This is a genomic window from Pseudoalteromonas sp. 19-MNA-CIBAN-0066 (genome assembly GCF_040308705.1).
Classification (GTDB): Bacteria; Pseudomonadota; Gammaproteobacteria; order Enterobacterales; family Alteromonadaceae; genus Pseudoalteromonas; species Pseudoalteromonas nigrifaciens.
The window spans coordinates 1-507 of sequence record NZ_JBEONZ010000101.1; the positions used below are offsets into that span (position 1 = coordinate 1).

Annotated in this window: 1 protein-coding gene; it reads left to right on the plus strand. The window is 38.1% G+C overall.

Annotated features, from left to right (window positions below; all coding sequences use genetic code 11):
• Window positions 1-105: 105 nt before the first annotated feature.
• The coding region (locus AAEZ18_RS18365; protein ID WP_350595523.1) for a DUF6444 domain-containing protein at window positions 106-507 on the plus strand (402 nt) is incomplete at its 3' end.

Below are 507 nucleotides of genomic sequence, written 5' to 3' on the forward strand. Positions count from 1 at the left end.
GTAACTATTCACCAAGACAAATTATTTTCTAAGGATCTTTTTTAGCTATTGACTGATCCTGCCAGTATGCCAAGCTAGAGCTATTACCCTATCGCTCTAGCTTTAATGAATTTAAACAGCATAAATATCACTGAAATAGTTGAGCAAACTAAAACTCAGTTACAAGAAGATAAAACACTCTCGCCAGCGTTGAAGATGTCTATTGAACTCATTCTTGTTGTCGTTGTTATGCTAGCTAGTAAATTAGGACTTAATAGTCAAAATAGTAGCATTCCTCCATCAAAAGATATCAACCGAACAAAGCCAACGAGAGAGAAGTCAGAAAAATCAGCTGGCGGACAAAAAGGCCGAGTAGGTAAAACGCTGACTCAAACAGAAACACCTGATGAGGTACAAGTCATTTTAGTTGACCGAGATTTTTTACCTAAAGGTCACTATCGTGAGGTGGGTTTTCAAAAGCGACAAGTCGTCGATATAGATATCAGTAAAGTGGTGACCGAATACCAG